Origin of the sequence: Streptomyces sp. NBC_01460 (assembly GCF_036227405.1) — a bacterium.
In the GTDB taxonomy this organism is placed as follows: Bacteria; Actinomycetota; Actinomycetes; order Streptomycetales; family Streptomycetaceae; genus Streptomyces.
In genome coordinates this window covers 3,170,588-3,190,007 of record NZ_CP109473.1, presented here as the reverse complement: position 1 = coordinate 3,190,007, position 19,420 = coordinate 3,170,588, and the positions used below count along the sequence as shown (strand labels likewise).

At 73.5% G+C, this 19,420-nt stretch carries 18 protein-coding genes; 12 read left to right on the top strand and 6 right to left on the bottom strand.

Going from position 1 to position 19,420, the window contains the following annotated elements:
* Positions 1-78 precede the first annotated feature (78 nt).
* Complete coding sequence (locus OG488_RS14080; RefSeq protein WP_329229257.1) at positions 79-636, bottom strand: SMI1/KNR4 family protein; 558 nt, start codon at positions 634-636, stop codon at positions 79-81.
* 142 nt (positions 637-778) lie between these two features.
* On the opposite strand from OG488_RS14080, the gene OG488_RS14075 reads away from it, so the two are divergent.
* Positions 779-3,175: an ATP-binding SpoIIE family protein phosphatase gene (locus tag OG488_RS14075; protein WP_329229255.1), complete on the top strand. Its 2,397-nt coding sequence runs from the start codon at positions 779-781 to the stop codon at positions 3,173-3,175.
* Positions 3,176-3,210: 35 nt separating this feature from the next.
* Here the strand turns inward: OG488_RS14075 and OG488_RS14070 are convergent, their stop codons facing one another.
* A complete protein-coding gene (locus OG488_RS14070) occupies positions 3,211-3,417 on the bottom strand; it encodes a DUF4287 domain-containing protein (RefSeq protein ID WP_329238645.1) in 207 nt (68 codons plus the stop codon).
* Between the two features lie 273 nt (positions 3,418-3,690).
* On the opposite strand from OG488_RS14070, the gene OG488_RS14065 reads away from it, so the two are divergent.
* The 3 genes from OG488_RS14065 to OG488_RS14055 are packed head-to-tail and all read left to right on the top strand — an operon-like array spanning position 3,691 to position 8,359.
* Positions 3,691-4,245, top strand: coding sequence for a hypothetical protein (locus OG488_RS14065; protein WP_329229253.1), 555 nt, complete (start codon positions 3,691-3,693; stop codon positions 4,243-4,245).
* 5 nt (positions 4,246-4,250) lie between these two features.
* Positions 4,251-6,926 carry a vWA domain-containing protein gene (locus OG488_RS14060; protein WP_329229252.1) on the top strand — a complete coding sequence of 892 codons (2,676 nt, stop codon included), beginning with the start codon at positions 4,251-4,253 and terminating at the stop codon, positions 6,924-6,926.
* A complete protein-coding gene (locus OG488_RS14055; RefSeq protein ID WP_329229250.1) occupies positions 6,923-8,359 on the top strand; it encodes an extracellular solute-binding protein in 1,437 nt (478 codons plus the stop codon). The genes OG488_RS14060 and OG488_RS14055 overlap by 4 nt, the downstream gene beginning before the upstream one ends.
* Positions 8,360-8,448: 89 nt before the next feature.
* Here OG488_RS14055 and OG488_RS14050 read toward each other — a convergent pair whose 3' ends face one another.
* A complete protein-coding gene (locus OG488_RS14050) occupies positions 8,449-9,456 on the bottom strand; it encodes an SEC-C domain-containing protein (RefSeq protein WP_329229248.1) in 1,008 nt (335 codons plus the stop codon).
* 87 nt (positions 9,457-9,543) lie between these two features.
* Positions 9,544-10,968: an MFS transporter gene (locus OG488_RS14045; protein ID WP_329229247.1), complete on the bottom strand. Its 1,425-nt coding sequence runs from the start codon at positions 10,966-10,968 to the stop codon at positions 9,544-9,546.
* A 129-nt stretch (positions 10,969-11,097) separates the two neighbouring features.
* Between OG488_RS14045 and OG488_RS14040 the strand changes: the two genes are divergently transcribed.
* The 4 genes from OG488_RS14040 (at position 11,098) to OG488_RS14025 (ending at position 13,851) form a co-directional block, all read left to right on the top strand.
* On the top strand, positions 11,098-11,631 hold the full coding sequence (locus tag OG488_RS14040; protein ID WP_329229245.1) for a winged helix-turn-helix transcriptional regulator: 534 nt from the start codon (positions 11,098-11,100) through the stop codon (positions 11,629-11,631).
* Positions 11,632-11,675: 44 nt separating this feature from the next.
* Positions 11,676-12,008, top strand: coding sequence for a DUF6412 domain-containing protein (locus OG488_RS14035; RefSeq protein ID WP_329229244.1), 333 nt, complete (start codon positions 11,676-11,678; stop codon positions 12,006-12,008).
* 86 nt (positions 12,009-12,094) lie between these two features.
* Positions 12,095-12,865: a YidC/Oxa1 family membrane protein insertase gene (locus OG488_RS14030; RefSeq protein WP_329229242.1), complete on the top strand. Its 771-nt coding sequence runs from the start codon at positions 12,095-12,097 to the stop codon at positions 12,863-12,865.
* 125 nt (positions 12,866-12,990) lie between these two features.
* The gene (locus OG488_RS14025) at positions 12,991-13,851 is read left to right on the top strand and encodes a fumarylacetoacetate hydrolase family protein (protein WP_329229240.1); all 861 of its coding nucleotides are present in this window, start codon (positions 12,991-12,993) and stop codon (positions 13,849-13,851) included.
* 75 nt (positions 13,852-13,926) lie between these two features.
* On the opposite strand, the gene OG488_RS14020 is transcribed toward OG488_RS14025, so the two are convergent.
* Positions 13,927-14,406, bottom strand: a complete 480-nt coding sequence (locus OG488_RS14020; protein WP_329229239.1) for a heme-degrading domain-containing protein — start codon at positions 14,404-14,406, stop codon at positions 13,927-13,929.
* Positions 14,403-15,509, bottom strand: a complete 1,107-nt coding sequence (locus tag OG488_RS14015) for a Gfo/Idh/MocA family oxidoreductase (protein WP_329229238.1) — start codon at positions 15,507-15,509, stop codon at positions 14,403-14,405. The genes OG488_RS14020 and OG488_RS14015 overlap by 4 nt, the downstream gene beginning before the upstream one ends.
* 56 nt (positions 15,510-15,565) lie before the next feature.
* On the opposite strand from OG488_RS14015, the gene OG488_RS14010 reads away from it, so the two are divergent.
* The 4 genes from OG488_RS14010 to OG488_RS13995 all read left to right on the top strand — a co-directional run bounded on the left by OG488_RS14010 (position 15,566) and on the right by OG488_RS13995 (position 19,420).
* Positions 15,566-16,696, top strand: a complete 1,131-nt coding sequence (locus tag OG488_RS14010; protein WP_329229237.1) for an ROK family transcriptional regulator — start codon at positions 15,566-15,568, stop codon at positions 16,694-16,696.
* 254 nt (positions 16,697-16,950) lie between these two features.
* Entirely contained in the window at positions 16,951-17,856 is a 906-nt protein-coding gene (locus OG488_RS14005; protein WP_329229236.1) for a hypothetical protein, read from the top strand.
* Between the two features lie 142 nt (positions 17,857-17,998).
* Entirely contained in the window at positions 17,999-18,793 is a 795-nt protein-coding gene (locus tag OG488_RS14000; protein ID WP_329229234.1) for an HAD-IIA family hydrolase, read from the top strand.
* Between the two features lie 66 nt (positions 18,794-18,859).
* The gene (locus tag OG488_RS13995; protein ID WP_329229232.1) at positions 18,860-19,420 is read left to right on the top strand and encodes a hypothetical protein; all 561 of its coding nucleotides are present in this window, start codon (positions 18,860-18,862) and stop codon (positions 19,418-19,420) included.

Sequence of the window (19,420 nt, the reverse complement as noted above, 5' to 3'; positions counted from 1 at the left end):
ATTGGTGGTCTCAGCACGCACCCTGCCGCCCCCCACCAGTGACCGCACCTGTCCAGAGTGCAGAGGCTGCCGGCCCCCTCACCGGCACAGCGCGTGGATGTCCTCCTCGAACGTGGGGAACTCCGCCCGCGCCTCCGTCACGATCTCCCGCGCCGTACGCCGCCGAGTCGTCGCGTGGCGTTCGGCGAGGTGGACCAAGGGGTCCTCGGGGTGGGAGGGGTGGTCCTCGGCCAGGGCCGCCTCCATCGGACCGTAGCCGTCGGCCAGGACCCACAGGAAGTCGGAGAGGTTGCCCGCCACCACGCCGCACTCGCCCTCCGAGCCCAGGAACACGACCGGCTGGTCGGCGAGCGGGCGGCCGGGGCGGGTGCGCCAGATCATGGCGCGGCCGCCCGTGCCGTCCTGGCCGAAGACGAGGTAGGCGCCGGCGTCGGCCTCCGGGTTGCCCGTCCAGCTCCGGAACATCCGTGTCGTCCACTCGGCCGACTCGAAGCGCGCCACCGGTTCGAAGTCGAAGCGGTACTCCTCGTCGCCGTCCTCGTCGACGGTGAGGAAGTGGTCGCCGTAGAAGTCGAACCTCGCCACCTCGGCGAGAGCGGCGGGGAAGCCGCGGTCGGTCTCTGTCGTCTGGTCCATGGGCGCAGGCTAGGTGCCCCCGCCGACACCGGGCCCCTCCGGTAGCGGGCGACCAGCCAGGGGCCGATGCTGGGGGAGTACGTGCCGTCGTGGGCGGAGGCCCGGTCGTGGGCCGTCGCGAGGGGGCGAAGGAGCTGGGCTCATGGCTGATGCGCCGCTGATGGTCGTTGACAGCGACGGGGTGGTCACCGGGTGGAGCCGGGACGCCGAGCAGCGCTACGGGCAGGCGACCGCGCAGGCGCTCGGCCTGCGCATGATGGATGTCCTCGCGGCCGACACCCGGCAGGCTCCCGAGAACGAGAACGGCGAGCCCCTGCCGGGGCTGCGCCTGGAGCCTCTGGCGGGGGCGGGCTGGGCCGTCTGGGCGGCCGGGGGGACCGGCTCCGGCAGCCACGCCGACGCCGACGCGGTCGGGTCGGCACTGCTGAACGTGATGTTCACGCAGGTACGCGTACGGGTCCATGTGCTCGACTCGGAGCTCCGTCTGGTGCGGATCAGCGACCCCGCGACGGCCTCCGAGACGGACGAGACGGAGCGGCTGCGTGGGCGCCCTTTCAGCGAGGTGTGCGGCTTCGAGGAGCCGGAGCAGGTGGAGGCCTACGTGGGTGAGGTCCTGCGCACCGGCGTACCCGGCTTCGAGCGGCCGTTCCTGGCCCGTCCCAGCCGCGCGCCCGGCGGACGGCGCACCCTCGCCCTGACCGCGTTCCGGCTCCAGGAGCAGCAGGAGGCGGAGCAGAGCCACCGGGGTGCCGTCCTGGGGGTCGCGGTCGCCGTGGCCGACGTCACCGAGCAGGTGCGGCGCCGGGCCCGGGACGCCGCGCTCGCCGCGGTGCGCGACGCCGTGGGCAGGACGCTGGACGTCGAGGCCACCTGCCGCGACCTGGCCGACGCGCTGGTCCCGCTCTACGCCGACGTCGGCGTCGTCGAGGTCGTCGACGCGGTCCTGCGCGGCGAGACCCCCGAGCCGGGGCCGCTCGGCCGGGACGTGCCGCTGCGCCGAGCCGCGTACAGCGGCACCGAGCCCGCCCACCCGGTCGGAGACGTACGGGCCGTGCCTCCCGGGACACCGTTCCAGCGGAGCCTGTCCGACCTGCGGCCCCGCATCGTGCCGCTGGAGAACGCGCCCTGGGCCGACGCCGACCCCGCGCGCGCCCACTCCATCCGGGAGCTCGGCGCCCACACGCTCCTGCTGGCGCCGCTGACGCTGCGCGGAGCGGTCCTCGGGCTGGTGAGCCTCTACCGCTGCGGTGACTCGGAACCCTTCACCGAGGAGGACGTCTCCGTGGCGGCGGCCGTGGCCTCGCGCGCCGCTCTCGGGATCGACAACGCCCGCCGCTACGTGCACGAGTTCACCATCGCCAGCGCCCTCCAGCGCCGGCTGCTGCCGCAGTGCCCCGTGCCCCAGCCCGCCGTCGAGACGGACCATCTGCTGCTGCCCGGCGGGGGCCCGGGCTGCTGGTTCGACACGATCGCGCTGTCCGGAGCCCGCACCGCCCTCGTCATCGGGGAGGTGGCCGAGCGGGGCATCCACGCGGCCACCACCATGGGGCAGTTGCGTACCGTCGTCCACGCCTTCGCCGCGCTCGACCTGGAACCCGACGAGCTGCTCGCGCGCCTGTACGACGCGGCGGCGCGGCTGGCCGAGGAGCGTGCGCAGCTGCCGGCGAGCGACCCACTGCACCGGGAGCCCCTGGCCGCGACCTGCGCGTACGCCGTGTACGACCCGTTCACCGAGACGTGCACCGTCGCCTCGGCCGGTCACAACGCCCCGCTCGTCATCGGCCCGGACGGCGTCGCCGCCACGGTCGCTGTGCCCCAGGGGCCGCCGCTCGGCTCCACGGAACGGGGACCCGTCGCCGCGGCATCCTTCCCCCTCCGGGAGGGCAGCCTGCTGGCGCTCCACAGCAGCGCGCTGGGGAGCCACTCCGACCCCTCGACGGGCGCCCTGCGCAAGGCACTCACCCCACCGGACCGGCCGCTGCGGGACCTGTGCGACGCGGTCGCCTACACCCTGCCCGACACCCCGGGCCTCCAGGGCGCCGCCCTGCTCCTGGCCCGGACCCACGCCATGCCCGCCGACCGGTACGCCGCCTGGGAGCTCCCCTACGACAAGACGGCCCCGGCGACCGCACGCCGTCTCACGGCCAAGACACTGTCCGGCTGGCACGTCGACGAGGACACCGGTGACGCGACCGAGCTGATCGTCAGCGAACTGGTGACCAACGCCGTGCGCTACGGCAGTCCGCCGGTGGAGCTACGCCTCATTCTCGACCGGGGGCTGACCTGCGAGATCCGGGACGCCAGCACCACCGCCCCGTACATGAAGTACGCCGGTGCGGTGGACGAGGGCGGGCGGGGGCTCTTCATCATCTCCCAGCTCGCCTCGCTGTGGGGCACCCGGTACGCCGCCGAGGGCAAGACCGTCTGGTCGGAGCAGACCATCCCCGGCGAGGACGTCCCCGACGGCACAGGCACCGACGGCACGGGCCCCGACAGCACGGGCACCACCGACAGCACGGGCCCCGGCGACGAGAGCTGAGTCCCGGCGGGGGCCGCCGGGATTCGGCGACCGCGCTACTCCCCCTCGGCGAGCGTGTGCGCGACCAGGGCGTTGGCGTGGCCGTGGCCCAGGCCGTGCTCGGTCTTCAGCCAGGCGACGAGCTCCATGTGCTTGGTCAGCGGCGAGGAGCGGATGAGGCCCTTCCACTCCTCGATCGGGCGGCCGTACTTCTTCTCGATCGAGGGGAAGTAGCTCGCGGGGCCCTTCACTGCTCCGGCCATGTCCTGTGTCCCATCCGTGAAGTCCGTCGTGGCGAGCATCGTGAGGTGCTCGTGGGTGCTCGTGCGTCTCTCGGTGTCTATGACCGTCGGCAAGAGGGAAAGTGATCGGTGGGCGGGGAGAATTCGGCTGACGAGCGGCTGACCGAGGGGGCGCGGATGCCCGCCGATCGAAGCGGAACAAAGGGGTGCCCCGTGTCAACGCCCGTGAAATACTTGCATGTTCAGTGATCAGTCCCGCCGAGGGGTGAGGGCTGCGGGTCGATGGGGGCAGGAATGACGGACGGGGCGGGCACGAGCGGGCCGGAGCCGGGGCAGGGGAGAGTCGCGTTACGGATCAGCCTCAGCGGGACGCACACCCGGCGCGACGACCTCGAAGCCCTGCACATCTGGCTGAAGAACGCCCCGGTCCTGGAGGACGCCCTGGAGGGCGATGAACTCGCCCTGGAACGCGCGGACTCGCTCACGCAGACCGAGGCGATGGGCGGGGAGCTGATCCAGGACATCATCCTGGTCGTCTCCGTCGAGCTGGCGCGCTCCGTGGCCGAGAACGCGTGGCGTTCCGTGGAGACCTGGCTGCGCAACCGGCGCCGTTTCGCCGATCCCGAGGAGACGCCCCGCGTCACGCTCGACGGGCCGCCCCAGGGGCCTGGCTCCGACCTGAGCCGGGACACCGGCCGTGACGGTGACCGCGGGACCACCCCTGCCGACGACGCCGGCACCAGCACCGGCCCCGACACCGGCACCGGGGGCGACGGGGGCCCGGACGCCGGGCCTGGATCCGGTGGGCGGAACCGAACGCGCGGCGGCGACGAGCCCGGAGAGGTCTAGCGGCCGTGCCGCCGTACAACGCGCGCGGCGAGGAGAACGGGGCCAAGCGGCACAGGGCCGTCCTCATCGGGGTGGAGCACTACAAGGGCGCCCGGAACGACCTTCCCGCCGTCGCGACGAACCTCCGGCTGATGCGCGAGGCCCTGACCGCCGAACACACCGGGATACTGCGCCCGGAGGACCTCGTCGTGGTCCCCGCCGACGGAGGTACGGCGGCCACCGTCGATCCGCTCCGGGTGCGCGAGGCGCTGGCCGACGCCCGCAAGGAGGTGACCGGGCTGCTGGTGGTCTACTTCGCCGGGCACGGCATCGTGCGCCCCGACGGCAGCGACCTCAACCTGATGTTCACCGACTCGCGGGTGACCAGGGACCGGCGTCACCCCTTCGTGGACACACTGTCCTGGCGTGACTACGTCATGCCCGAGCTGCGCTACGCCCGCGCCGACTGGGTCGTCGTCATCCTCGACTGCTGCTTCGCCGGCAACGCCCTCGGGGCGTTCAGCCCGGCCACCGGACAGAACTTCGCCCTGCTCACCGCGGCGGAGCCGGGCGTGGAGATCCCACCCGGCGACCCCGGCACCGGTACGGAGTTCACGGCCGCGCTGCACCGGTTGCTGACCACGGGCGTGGGGGAGCCGGTCACCTTCACCCGCATCGTGACGGGGATACGCCGGGCGATGACGCCGCTCAAGGCGGTCGACGGGCATCCGTGGGTCCCGGACGAGCGACGGCACGGCGACGACGTGGTGCTGGCACTCGCCGCGGACTCGGACGACGGGCAGCAGGACGACGAGAAGCCGGTGCCCGCGCGATGGTGGCCGCGGTTACGCGCCCTGGCGTCACACGGTGGTCTCCTGTCCGCGGCTGCCGACCGTGTGACGCGCACGACCGCCCTGGCGACGGCGGGCGTCGTCGCTCTCGTCGGGGTGGGAGCGTGGTACTTCCTCGGCGGGCCCGGCGTCGGCGCCTGCGCCTCGCCCCTGGAGCTCCGCGTGCTCGCCGACCCCGATCTGCTGCCCACCGTGCTGAAGGCAGCCGAGGCCTATCCCAAGCGGGACGGCGACGGCTGCCGGACCGTCGGCATCAACGTGTACGACGCCAAGGCGAGCGACGCCGTCGCGGCCTTCCGTTCCTCGTCCCTCTGGCAGGAACCGCCCGCCACCTGCCCGGCCTCCGGCGACTGCCCGCGGCCGCAGCGGGACATCGGCGCGCAGCCGGACATCTGGATCCCGGCCGCCGGCACCGCGTGGCAGAGGGCGACGGCCGAGGGGGCGAGCGGCGGTGACGCCTCCACCGCAGCCACGGCGAGCGAGGGGAGGAGCGTCGTGGACCTCGACCGGCTGGGCTCCGTCGCCTACACGCCGATGGTCCTCGGCGTGCCGGACACCCTCGCCCTGGCGCAGTCCCTGCAGACCGACGATCCGCTCGGCGCCATCATCACCGGGCTGGAGACCGCCCAGCCCGACACGGTGGAGATCCTGCGCCCCGACCCCGAGGGCACCGAGGGCGCCCTGCTGGCGACCCACGCGCTCTACGCCTCCTCCAGCGCCGGGCAGGCGTCCACGGTCGAGCAGGGCATGGCGCAGGCGCTGCCGGCCGTGCCCTCCACCGCGAGGGACCTGATGTGCGAGCTGGCCGACGGCACGCTCCACACGGTGGAGGACCGGGCGGCGGTCCTCGTGCCGGAGCAGACGCTCGCGCAGTTCAACCTGTCGGCCGGTGAGCCGGGGCGCCCCGACTGCGCGACGGAGGCGCTGGCGCACCGCGTCGCCCACTACCCGGCCGACGTGCCGATGCTGGACCTGCCCTTCGTCCGGGTCACCTGGGCGGGGGCCGACCGGGACGCCGACGCCCGGGCGGATGCCGTCGAGGACTTCTACGACTGGCTGGTCACCGACCCGGCCGCGCAGAAGCGCTTCACCGACGACGGGTTCCGGGGAGCAGCGAAGGACGGCCCCGCCCCGCCCGGCACGTCCTCGGTGCTGCGGTCCGAGGACAACGCCACGGCTGTGCACGAGGAGCTCCCGAAGACCGGCACGGGCAGGGATGTCTTCGCGTCGCTGAACGCCACCCTGAGCCGCTACCGGGACGCGCTCGGACCCGGCCGCGTGCTCTACCTGCTCGACAACTCGACCTCGATGGCCGACAAGCGGGTCTGGGACGGCACCGGCGGCGCCAAGGCGCTGGTGGCGCGCTCGATGAGTTCCCTGGGATCCCGGGACGAATACGGGGTGCGGACGGCGGCGGTCCGGGAAGGGGATCCGGCCGCGGATCTCCTGGAGTTCGGGAAGAACTCCCGGGCCGACGCACAGCGGGCCGTCGCGGGCGCGAAGGCGGTGGGTCTCGACGCCCGTTTCGCGGACGGTATGGAGGCCGCGCTCAGCACCCTGCGTACCGGTTCGGCCGAGACGGAGCAGCCGCGGCTGCTCGTCCTCGTCACCGACGGGGAGGACTTCGAGAGTGTCGCGGAGAAGGAGCAGAAGAGGCTGGCCGCTCTGGCCGCACGGACGCCGCTCGTCAGGATCGTGACGGTCTCGCTCCAGGACGGCGCGTGCACACCGGGCCGGTTCGGTGAGCGGCTGGCCGTGGCGAGCGGCGGACGCTGCCTGGACCCGGCCGACGACATCGCGGCCGAGCTGGCGGCAGAGGTCGCCAAGGCCGGTACGGGGGACGCGGAATGAGCCACGGCACTCGGCACGGCGGCCACCGGGCCAGGACGGGCGTCCTCCTCGGCTGCCTGCTCGCCCTCGTGTCCGCAGCCTGTACGGGAGGACCGGAGCGGACACAGGGGTCCGGCGCGGAGGGGCCGGCCGCCGAGGGCCCCCTCGTCGTCGCCAGCGGCCTCGACGTCACCGGATCCGGCAGCGTACGGCAGCAGCTCATCGAGGAATGGAACCGCAGGCACGCGGGGTCGAAGGACCGGCAGGCCAAGCTCGTCGAGCTGCCCGGGGGCGCCGACCAGCAGCGCAGCCAGCTCCTCGGCGCCCTCCAGTCCGGCAGCGCCCGCTACGACGTGGTGAACCTCGACATCACCTGGATCCCCGAATTCGCCGAGGCCGGACTCATCAGCCCGATGCCCGTCCCGGAATCGGGTGCCGCAGCCGACGACGCCCTCGACTTCATCCGGCGGGTGCACGCCACCACCGTCTGGAAGGGCCGCTCCTACGCCCGGCCGTTCAACACCGACGTGGGACTCCTCTACTACCGGACCGACCTGCTGACGCGGGCCATGGCGGCGGACAGGCTCCCCACCGCCACGTGGAAGTGGGACCAGCTCTACTCCTCGGTCAAGACCCTCGAACTGAACCCGGTCCGCCCCGACGAGCGGGCGGGATGGACCACCCAGCTGAAGCAGTACGAGGGGCTGACCGTCAACACCGTCGAGGCCTTCGCCGACGCGGGCGTCGAACTCACCGACAGCGAAGGGCGGTACACCTCGGACGCGGAAGAGCTGAGGAAGGGACTCGACACGCTCCTCGACCGCGTCGACCGGGGCCGCGTCCAGCCTGCCGCGCCCGCCTCCGACGAGACCGCGTCCCTCACCGACTTCGTCGAGGGCCGCGCCGTCTTCCTGCGCCACTGGCCCTACGCGTACGGGGCTCTGGGCGACCTCATGGATCCGGACGCCTACGACGTGAACCGGCTGCCGGGGAAGGCGGTGCTCGGCGGGCAGAACCTCGCCGTCACCGCCGACTCGCCCCGCGCCGACGACGCCCGCGCGCTCATCACCTTCCTGACCTCGCGGGAGAGCGAGCGCTGCCTCCTCGACGCGGGCTTCGCGGCGACCCGGGACTCGGCGTACCACCGCGAGAAGGAAGAGTGCTGGCCCCGAGTGGCCGCGGCGCTCCGCCCGGCCGGTGCCACGCCGAAAGCGGCGGCCACGGGGGAGGACATACGGGAGGAGCAGCCCCAGGCGGAGCGTGACGCGTACATCCAGACCCTCGGCGCGGCGCTGACCAAGGCCGTGCAGCGGCCCCGGACCCCGTACTACGGCGCGTTCACCCAGGTCCTGCAGACCCAGGTGCACGCGTTGCTGGCGGCCGAGAGGCCGGACGTCGACGAGGCCGCCTCGAAGCTGGACAGCGCGCTGCGGGACGTGTTCGCGGGCCGGTGAGAGCGGGCCCGGCCTCCCCCTCGGCAGGGGGAGGCCTCCCTCAGGCAGGGGGCCGGGCCCTTCTCAGGCAGGGGAGGGCCGGGCCCTACTCAGGCCGCTCCGTGGCACGCGCGGTACGGGTCTCCCGAGCCGCACCAGCACGCCGCGCTGCGCGCCGGGGGCCACGGGACCGCCCGGCCGCGGGCCGCCAGTGTCGTGGCGTACTGGGGGAGCAGGTCGGGGTCGGACGGGGACGCGGCCTCCGACGCGGCGAACGCCTCGTAGGAGGGGACCGTGCCCGTCACGATGCCGAGATTCGGCGTGCCGGCGGCGTGCAGGTCCCGCAACGCCGCCTCCAGGCGCGCCAGATGGTCCGCGTGCGAGACGTACTCCTGGGACAGCTCCGGATAGGCGGTGAGCAGCTCGCGCAGCTCGTCCTCGGGCCAGTGCAGCACGGCGACGGGGAACGGGCGGGACAACGCCGTGCGGTAGGTGCCCAGTTCGGCGCGGAGGCGGGTGATCTCCGCCTGCAGCTCGCCGGGGTCCGAGGAGCCGAGGGACCACAGGCGCTTCGGGTCGTGCAGCTCGTCCAGCGGGACGGCGGCCGTGTGCAGCGCGTCCGCGAGCTCGTCCCACGCGTCGTGGGTGACGCCCATCAGCCTGCGCACCCGGTGCCGCCCGATCAGCAGCGACTGGGTGGCGTAGGGGACTTCCTCGCCCGGGGCGAGGAGCAGCCTCAGCGCGGTCGAGAAGAAGTCGTGGGCCGCCTCCAGCTCGTCGTGCGCCTCGAGCGTCTCCGCGGCGATCTCCCACGGTGCCGCGTCGAGCGGGCCCGCGGCGCGGATGCCGTCGATGATCGCGCGGGCCTCCGCCTCGTGGCCGTACTCCCAGAGGTTGGCCGCTTTGAGTGCTTTGACCAGGTGCGGTCGGTCCACGGCGATCTCGGTGGAGCCGAGCAGCTCGTCGTAGAGGGCGCTCGCGCGGGTGCGTTCACCCGCGAGCTCCAGATGGGCGGCGGCCTGGAGGAACAGCGGCTCGTGGTCCTCGGGGTACTGCGCCGCGGTGCGCAGCAGGCGCTCGGCTTCGGTGATGTGGTCGGCAGGCGTGTCGGGGCGCATGGACCACACGGTACTGCGGGACGGGGAAGAGGCGAGAGGGTGCGTACCGGAGTGCGGGTGAAGGCCCGGCGGCGCCGGGGAGAACACTCAGCGCTCCCGCAGGAACAGGACGCCCGCCGTGCCCGCCAGCGCCACGGCGGCGGACAGCAGGATCGCCCGGTCGGCGCCCGCGGCGGTCGGCGCCACCGCGATCGTCAGGGCGACGCCCGCCGAGGAGCCGAGATAGCGGGCGGTGTTGTTGGCCCCGGACCCCATGGCCGCCCGCTCCGGCGGTACGGACTCCACCGCGAGGCGGGGCAGTGCCGCGTTGATCAGGCCGCTGCCGGCCCCGGCCACGACCAGGGCCGGGACGAGACGCAGCCACACCGAGGCCCCCGCGCCGCCCGGCGCCCCGGTCAGGGTCCCGAGCATCGGGAGCACCGCCACCGCGTGGAGCGCGAAGCCGGCGGCGAGCTGGTGGCGGGCCGGGACCCGGCCGGTCAGCCGCCGCGACTGCAGCGCCGCGACGAACGCCGCACCGGACCAGAGGAGGAACAGCCACGCCGAGTCGAGGGCCGAGAGGCCGAGGGAGTGCTGCAGGAGGGTCGGCAGATAGCTGAACAGGCCGATCACCGAGAGCCCCGTGACCAGCCCGCCCAGGGAGGCCGCCAGGAAGGTGCGGCTGCGCAGCAGCGACAGGACGATCAGCGGGGCGGCCGCCCGGCGCTCCACCGCCGCGAACACGGCGGTCAGGGCGAGGGCCGCGAGCAGCAGCAGCCCGACCGGTGTGCGCAGCCAGCCGTCGCGGCCGAGCGTCAGGGCCGTCAGCAGCGCGGTCATCGCCAGTCCGAGCACGGCGGCGCCCGCCAGGTCGGGGCGCCCGGGGCGGGGTGCGCGGGACTCGGTGAGTGCGGGGAAGGCGAAGGCCGCCGTGACGAGCGCGCCGACGCCCAGGGCGAGATAGGTCAGGCGCCAGTCGATCTGGCCGAGCGAGCTCGCGAGGAGCGGGCCGAGGGCGATCCCGGCGCTCACGAACGCTCCCCAGACGCCCATCGCCCTGATCCGCGCGTGGCCGGCCGGATACGCGCCGACCAGCAGCCCGAGGCTGGCGGCGAGGATCGCCGCGCTCGCGGCGCCCTGGCCCGCCCGGGCGAGGGTGAAGCCGAGGGTGTTCGAGGTGAGGGCCGCGAGGGCGGTGGTGAGGCCGAGGCCGAGGGTGCCTATGAGGAAGAGCCTGCGGCGGCCGAAGTCGTCGGCGAGGCTCCCCGCGACGAGCAGCAGGACCGCGAGGCCGAGCGGGGCTCCGTTGAGGAGCCAGGCCTGTGCGGCGGGCGGTGTGGCGAAGGCGGCCGAGAGGGCGGGGAGCGCCGCCATGGGCGCCGTGTAGTTCATCAGCGCGACGGCGGTGGCGGCGCTGGTCACGGCGAGGGTCGCGCCGGGACGGTGGGCCGCACGAGGGCCGGCGGGCGGCCGCACGGGGGCGGGTCCGGTCCGCACGGGTGCGGCTCCTGTCTGCACGGGCTGCTGGGTCATGACGTCCCTCCGGGGGTCGGCCCGCCTGGAATCCAGGTCCGAAGCCAAGGTTCGGTGAATGAACCTATTGGGCGGTCACGCTAGCACGGGTAGGTTCGTTCATCGAACCGAAGGAGTAAAGTCATTGCCATGGCTCTCGGCAAGGACTACGCGGCACAGCAGTGCTCCATCGCCCGCGCGCTCGAGGTGATCGGTGAGCGCTGGACCCTGCTCGTCGTGCGCGACGCCTTCTACGGGGTGCGCCGCTACAACGACTTCCTCGGCCACCTCGGCATCCCCCGCGCCGTCCTCGCCTCGCGCCTCCAGGCGCTCACCGAGGCCGGCGTCCTGGCCAGGCGGCGCTACCAGGAGTCGCCCCCGCGCGACGAGTACGTCCTCACCGACCGCGGGAAGGCCCTCTGGCCGACCGTGCGCTCCCTCGGGCTCTGGGGCCGCGAGCACGTCGAGGGCACCCTCCCCATGCGCTCCTTCGTCCACGCCGACTGCGGCACCGAGCTCGGGGCGTTCGGACAGTGCCCGGCCTGCGGAAACACCGGCGTACCCCTGGAGGACGTGGAGATGCGGCCGGGCGCCGGACTCGACCCCGACCCCGCCGATCCCGTCAGCCGAGCGCTGCTCGCCCCCCGCCGTCTCCTTCAGCCGCTGGACACCGATCGTGTATAACGGCTGAAGGACACAACCGGGCGAAACGCGAAGGGGGAGGACCGATGGACGACGCTGCGAACCGCGTACGCCGAGCGGTCGGCCGCCTGCTCCGCCCCGCCGCCTTCCTCGTCCTGTTCCTCACCGAGGTCCTGCTCGCCGAGGGCGGCAGCCTCTCCGCCGCCGTCGCGCTCGCCGCCACCGCGGCCGCCGGCTCGGCCCTCCTCGTCTGCTCCGTCATCAGCGCCCGCTGCGCCGCCCCCGTACCCCGTACGAGCGTGCGCACCGCCATGCGCGACCGGGAGAAGCGCACCGCCTTCCTCCCGCAACGTGACCCCGACGCCCGGGGCCGCACCAGGCCCCGAGCACCCGGGTCCGCCCTCCTGACGGCCGCGTAGAGGCACACCTTCCACGACCTCCTGCGCGGGTCGTCCTGCCGAGTCACTCACTCCCCGGCACGACGAGACCCCCGGAGGGCTCACCCATGTCCGCATTCATGTCCGCCTTCGCGAGCCTGGTCGGCGCATTCGCCGACCTGCTCCAGCCGCTGTTCCAGAACGCGTCCACCGCCGCCGCGATCGTCCTCTTCACCGCCCTCGTGCGGCTCGCCGTCCACCCCCTCTCGCGGGCGGCGGCACGCGGGCAGAAGGCCCGCACCAAGCTCCAGCCGCAGATCGCCGAACTGCGCAAGAAGCACGCCAAGAACCCGGACCGGATGCAGAAGGCGCTCATGGAGCTCCATGCGAAGGAGAAGGTCTCCCCCCTCTCCGGCTGCCTGCCGAGCCTGCTCCAGATGCCCGCCTTCTTCCTGCTCTACCACCTCTTCTCCAGCCAGAGGATCGGCGGCGACCCGAACTCGCTGCTCGGCCACGAGCTCTTCGGCGCACCGCTCGGCGAGCGCTGGCACGACGCGCTCGCCGAGGGCGGGGTCTTCGGCCAGCAGGGGCTGGTCTACGTCGGGCTCTTCGTGATCGTCGCCGCCGTCGCCACCTTCAACTACGGACGCACCAAGCGACAGATGGCCGCGAACCCGATGACGCCGGCCACCGGCCCGGACGGACAGCCCGTGCCGGGCATGGGCGCGATGACGAAGGTCATGCCGCTGATGTCCTTCCTGACCCTGGTCTCCGTCGCCTACGTACCGCTCGCGGCGGCCCTCTACATCGTCACCAGCACCACCTGGACGGCCATCGAGCGCGCCTACCTCTACCGGGAGTCCCCGGCGGCCGAGGCCGCGGTCGCGCCCGCCGTCTGAGGCCTCCGGGTCCAGTGTGTGAACAGGGTCTTGCGGAGTGATCCGATGTCTTGGAGGATCGGCCAAGCCTTTCGCTGGCCGCAACCCACCGACGGGCTCGATCTCGACCAAGGGGAGATGGACCGTTGAAGCTTCTTCGAGTGGGTACGGCGGGCTCGGAACGCCCCGCACTGCTGGACCGTAACGGGACCTTGCGTGACCTTTCGGGCCTCGTCACCGACATCGACGGCGAGCTCCTCGCCGACGCCTCGGCACTCGCACGCGTACGGGAGGCGGCCCAGACGCCCGACGTCCTCCCGCCGATCGAGGCGGACGGCCTGCGGGTCGGTCCTCCGCTCGGCCGGATCGGCAAGATCGTGTGCATCGGGCTGAACTACCACGACCACGCCGCCGAGACCGGTGCGGCGATCCCGGACGAGCCGATCCTGTTCTTCAAGGCGCCCGACACCGTCGTCGGCCCCGAGGACACCGTCCTCGTGCCGCGCCGCAGCCGGAAGACCGACTGGGAGGTCGAGCTCGCCGTCGTGATCGGCCGCACCGCCCGCTACCTGGACTCCGCAGAGGAGGCGCTCGGGCACGTCGCCGGCTACGCGACCTCGCACGACGTCTCCGAGCGGGAGTTCCAGATCGAGCGCGGCGGCACCTGGGACAAGGGCAAGAACTGCGAGACGTTCAACCCGCTCGGACCCTGGCTCGTCACCGCGGACGAGATCCCCGACCCGCAGGCGCTCCCGCTGAAGCTCTGGGTCAACGGGGAGCTCAAGCAGGACGGCACGACGGCCGAGCAGATCTTCCCGGTCGGCGAGGTCGTGCGCTACCTGAGCCACTTCATGACGCTCTACCCGGGCGACGTCATCAACACGGGCACCCCGGCGGGCGTGGCCATGGGCCGGCCCGAGCCGAAGCCCTACCTCCGCGCCGGTGACGTGGTGGAGCTCGAGGTCGAGGGGCTGGGACGCCAGCGCCAGGAGCTCAAGGACGCATAGGCGAACAGGACACGACGGAGCGGCCGCCGGGAGTGCACTCCCGGCGGCCGCTCCGTCGTCGTCGGCGGGCCGTCCTCAGCTCCGGGGGAGGGCCGTGAACTGCTCCAGGGCCTCCACCACCAGCGCGTGGTCCTCGGCCTGCGGCAGACCCGAGACCGTGACCGAACCGATCACTCCCGCGCCCTCGACGGCGACCGGGAACGAGCCGCCGTGCGCGGCATACGTGTCCGGGTCCAGGCGCGAGGACTCCTCGAACGTCGTCCCCTTCGCCCGGAACCGCGTCCCGACCAGGTAGGAGCTCTCCCCGTACCGCTCCACCACCCGCCGCTTGCGGTCGATCCACGCGTCGTTGTCCGCGCTCGAACCCGGCAGGGCGGCGTGGAACAGCTGCTGCCCTCCCCGCCGGATGTCGATGGCGACCGGGGCGTGCCGCTCACGGGCCAGCGCGACCAGCAGGCCGCCCAGCGCGTACGCGTCGTCGTAGCCGAAGCGGGGCAGCGTCAGGCGCCGCTCCTGCGCGATCAGCTCGGAGATGGTCGGAGCGCTGGGGCTCATGCGTGCTGCTCCTCTTCGTGGTGGGGAAGGAGGGTCACCGACACGCCCTCGCGGGCGGAGCGCCGGGCGGCCTCCAGGACATCCAGCGCGGCGGCGGCCTGCAGCGCCGTCACCGGGTTCTCGCCCGTGCCGCGGAGCGCCGAGGCGACGGCGGCGTAGTACGCGGGGTAGTCGCCCGGCAGTGTGCGGACCGGGTCGCCGCCACCGGTCAGCGCGGACTCGCCGGAACCGACCCGGCCCCACAGCGACTCCGGCTCCTCGCCCCACGGCTTCCCGGCCGCCGGGCGGGCGCCCTCGCGGAGGGCGGCCTCCTGCGGGTCCAGGCCGTACTTCACATAGCCCGCCTTCGAGCCGAGCACGCGGAAGCGCGGGCCCAGCTGCGCCGTGGTGGCGCTCACGTACAGGTGCGAGCGCACCCCGTCGGCGTGGGTGATCGCGATGAACGTGTCGTCGTCGGCCGCCGCACCCGGGCGGCGCACGTCGGACTCCGCGTACACCTGCACCGCGGGACCGAACAGCGTGAGGGCCTGGTCGACGACGTGGCTGCCCAGGTCGTACAGCAGCCCGCCGATCTCCTCCGGGTCGCCCGACTCGCGCCAGCCGCCCTTCAGCTGCGGACGCCACCGCTCGAAGCGGGACTCGAAGCGTTGCACCTCGCCGAGCTCGCCGTCCTCGATCAGGCCGGCCAGCGTGAGGAAGTCGTTGTCCCAGCGGCGGTTCTGGAAGACCGAGAGCAGCAGGCCCCGCTCGGCGGCCAGCGCCGCGAGCTCGCGGGCCTCGGCCGCCGTACCGGCGATCGGCTTGTCCACGACCACCGGGAGGCCCGCCTCCAGCGCCGCCCTCGCGATCGGGACGTGGGTCTTGTTCGGCGAGGCGATCACGATGAGGTCCAGCTCGTCCGCGCGCGGCCACAGCTCGTCGGGCGAGGCCGCGAACCGCACACCGGGGAACTCGGCGCGGGCCTGCGCCTGCCGCTCCTCGTTCGACGTGACGACCGTGTCGAGGACGAGGCCCTCGGTCGCGGATACCAGCGGGGCGTGGAAGACGGAACCCGCCAGGCCGTAGCCGACGAGCCCGACGCGGAGAGGAGCGTTGGCAGTCATGCGATCCACTTAAGCAACGCTGTTGCCAAAGTGCAAGCGATGAGGACAATGGAGCGGTGAACAGGAGCAACAGCAGGAGCGGCGGAGCGAATCTTCCGGCTCTGCGCCACCACAACGCCTCGCTCGTGCTCGACCTGCTGCGGATCGCCGGTGAGCAGGGCATCAGCCGTCTGGAGCTCGCCGAGCGCACCGGACTCACCCCGCAGGCCGTCAGCAAGATCACCGCCCGGCTCCGCGCGGAGGGCCTCGCCGCCGAAGCCGGCCGGCTCGCCTCCACCGGCGGCAAGCCCCGCACCGTGCTGCGCCTGGTCCCGGACGCCGGATACGCCGTCGGGCTCCACCTGGACCGCGACGAACTCACCGCCGTCCTCGCCGACCTCGCCGGCACCACGGTCGCGACCCGCACCTTCCCGCTCGACCTCGGAGCCCCGGCCGCCGAGGTCCTCGCCACGGCAGCGCACGCGGTGCAGACGGTACGGGCAGAGATCCCCGGGACCGAGGACCGCCAGGTCTTCGGCGTGGGCGCGGCACTGCCGGGCCCCCTCGACCACCGCGGCGGGGTGCTGCACCGGGTCACCGGCTTCCCCCAGTGGGACGGCTACCCGCTGCGCGACGCCCTCGCCGCGCACACCGGGCTCCCCGTCGTCCTCGACAAGGACACCAACGCCGCCGCCCTCGGCCTCGCGCTCCGCGAACGCGCCGACGCGGACTTCGCCTACCTCCACCTGGGCACCGGCCTCGGCGCCGGACTCGTCCTGGGCGGGGCCGTGCACCGGGGGGTCCGCACCGGCGCCGGGGAGTTCGGCCACCAGACCCTCCAGCTGGACGGGCCCCCGTGCGACTGCGGCGGTCGCGGCTGCATCGAGGCGCTCTGCCTGGCCGCCGCCGCCCGCGGGGACGTCGCGGAAGCGGCCAGGGTGCTCGGGGCGGGCGCCGCCAACCTCGTCGGGCTGCTCGACATCGACCGGGTCGTCCTCGGCGGCCGTACCGTCGCCGCCCACGAGGACGCCTACGTCGACGGGGTCCGCGCCGTCATCGAGGAGCGCGCCCGGCGGGAGGGCGTCACCGCCGCCGTGCCCGTCACCGTCGCGGGCGGCGGCGACCGGCCGGTCGCCGAGGGGGCGGCCCACCTGGTCCTCGCCCCGCTCTTCGGCCGGGCGGGCGAGGACGGCGGCGAAGGAGCCTGAGAGGCGAGGACGGCGGCGAAGGAGCCTGAGACGGGCGGCCGCTCCCTCGGCGACCGGCCTGAGCCGTTCGGGCGGATTCCGGCGCCCGAACGGGCGGAGTACGCCGTCCGCAGGTGGCGACGCCCCGCGCGCGCGTGACAGCGTCGCGGACTGAAACGTATTGCCATGGCCATACGTCCGGCCAGGTGTGGCAGGGCTGCCGCCGGCGCAGGCACCCACCGCCCGGCCGTTCGCGAGCAGCGAAGGGTGACCCCATGTCCAGCAGACCCCCCGCACGACTGCGCGACGGCCGTGCACTGACCCGCCTCGGACTGGCGGCCGGACTGGTCGTCCCGGCCGGCCTCCTCGGTGTCCCGGCGGCCATCGCCATCCCGGTCACCGCCCCCGCGGCCACCCCCGCCGTGGCGGGGACGGCATCCGGCACGGCCGACGCCGCTGCCGTCGCCGGCCCGGCGGGGCCCGCCTGCGGTGATCCGGACAGCGAGGACTTCCCCATCAGGACCCGGATCCACGGCGGCCCCGACACCTACGCCTCGGGCGGCGGCTACGGGACCTGGTACCTCGACCTCACCAACACCACGGCCGAGTCGTGCCACTCCATCCACCCCGTCCTGGTGCTCACCGACGAGGACCGGACGCTGACCGCCGAACAGATCCAGCTGGAGTTCACCGAGCGGGCCCACCCCGACGAGGAACACCGCGTGAGCTGGGAGTCCACCGACCGCGACGAACAGATCGGCGTCTTCGGAAGCGGCGAGCAGGACGACGACTTCCCCGGCTTCACCGTCCCCGCGAGGAAGACCGTCACGGTCGAGGTCCGGATGGCCTTCACCTCCGACACCAGGCCCGGCACGGTGACCGCCCGCGCGGCCATCGTCCAGCGGCACACCGCCCGGGACGAGGCCGAACAGGTTGGCAAGGCCGCCGACGGGGACTGGGTGGGGGAGTCGGCGGCGTACGAGTTCGTCATCGCCGAGAGCGGCATCGAGGCGCCCGAGGACACCGGGACCACGCGGGACGCGTCGGGCGACCCCGTGCCCGAGCTGGCCCGCACCGGCCAGGCCCGCGTGCGCTGGGCCGGCCTCGCCTCCGGTGCGCTCGTGCTCGCCGGAGCGGCCGCCATGATCCACGCCAGACGCCTGCGCGCGGGCCACCGCTGATCCACCGCGGACGGTTCACCGTGATCAACCGGTTCCGTCCGGCGGAAGGGGCAGCCTAAAATCGGGGCGTCGGCGCTGCACAACGCGGTGCCGCCGGCGTCCAGCACCCCGGTGCACAGCGCGTACGGCAGGAGCCCGTCCCATGGCAGAGCGCAAGCCGATCGAATCCTGGCTGACCGACATGGACGGAGTCCTCATCCACGAGGGCACGCCGATCCCCGGCGCCGACGCCTTCATCAAGCGGCTGCGGGACTCCGGACTGCCCTTCCTGGTCCTCACCAACAACTCCATCTACACCGCCCGTGACCTGCACGCGCGCCTCAAGCGCATGGGTCTGGACGTGCCCGTGGAGAACATCTGGACCTCCGCCCTGGCCACCGCCCAGTTCCTGGACGACCAGCGCCCGCGCGGCACCGCCTACGTCATCGGCGAGGCCGGTCTGACCACCGCGCTGCACGACATCGGCTACGTCCTCACCGACCACGAGCCGGACTACGTCGTCCTCGGGGAGACGCGGACGTACTCGTTCGAGGCGCTCACCAAGGCGATCCGCCTGATCAACGGCGGCTCCCGCTTCATCTGCACCAACCCGGACGAGACCGGCCCCTCCGCCGAGGGCCCGCTGCCCGCGACCGGTTCCGTGGCCGCGCTCATCACCAAGGCCACGGGCAAGGCCCCGTACTTCGCGGGCAAGCCCAACCCGCTCATGATGCGCACCGGGCTCAACGCCATCGGCGCCCACTCCGAGACCTCCGCCATGATCGGCGACCGGATGGACACCGACGTGCTGGCCGGCCTCGAAGCGGGCATGCAGACCTTCCTCGTCCTCACCGGCCTGACCACCGAGGCCGACATGGACCGCTACCCCTTCCGGCCCTCCACGGTCGTCGAGTCGATCGCGGACCTCGTCGACCTGGTCGACCTGCCCGTGCCGTAACCCGACCGGGCTACAGCGGATGCGGGATGCCGCCCGACGCGTGAACCTTCACTCAGGAGGTTTACGATGCGTTCACTGCCCCTCACGTTCTGTGCCGCACTGGTGGCCGGGACGATAGCCCTTCCCGCGTCCGCCGCACTGGCCGAGTCGAAAGCCGATGACCCCAGGGACGAGAAGCGTTCGGGAACCGTCTCGGTCAGCCCGTCCCGAGTGTCCCCCGGCGGGGAGGTGGAGCTCCGGGTCGACGTCTGCGGCAAGGGGAAGTCGGCCCGGGGCAACTCCGAGGCGTTCGCGTCCGAGGCGCGCTTCGAGCCGGCCGACGGCCGAGGTCTCGTCGCCGAGGCCCGGATCCGCTCCGACGCCGCACCCGACGACTACGAGGTCTGGGTGACCTGCAAGGACGGCCACGGCAAGGCCACCGGCACGGTCACCGTCGTCCATCACGGCCGCCCCTCGCCCGTCGCCCCCGTCCGGGCCGGCGGCGGAGGCACCGCGGTGCTCGCCGAGGGCGCCGCCGACGAGGGCCCGGGTACCCGGCACGCGGTGATCGGGCTCGGACTCGGTGCCGTCGCGGCGGTCGCCGTCGCCTTCCGCAGTACGCGCCGGCGCCGCTCGGCGCAGCACTGA